This window comes from Pseudoalteromonas sp. SIMBA_162 (assembly GCF_046535955.1).
GTDB classification, from domain to species: Bacteria; Pseudomonadota; Gammaproteobacteria; order Enterobacterales; family Alteromonadaceae; genus Pseudoalteromonas; species Pseudoalteromonas marina.
In genome coordinates this window covers 1-232 of sequence record NZ_JAWJBQ010001313.1, presented here as the reverse complement: position 1 = coordinate 232, position 232 = coordinate 1, and the positions used below count along the sequence as shown (strand labels likewise).

Annotated in this window: 1 protein-coding gene; it reads left to right on the top strand. The window is 68.1% G+C overall.

Annotation, left to right across the window (positions count from 1 at the left end):
• On the top strand, positions 1-232 hold a 232-nt coding region (locus R0J88_RS23895; RefSeq protein ID WP_410901443.1), incomplete at both ends, for a hypothetical protein.

The window sequence follows — 232 nt, the reverse complement described above, 5'->3', positions numbered from 1 at the left end:
CATGTCGGCCCCGGCCGGGCGGCACGGGCGCGCCCCGCGCGCCGCGGCCGCTGCTTTCAACGCGCGACTTCCCTGCTGAACATGAAAATTGCCATCCTCGACGACTACCAGGACGCCGTCCGCAAGCTGAACTGCTTCGAGATGCTCGCCGAGCACGACGTGAAGGTCTTCAACAATACGGTGCGCGGCCTGGGGCAACTCGCGAGCCGGCTGGCGGAAGTCGAGGCGCTCG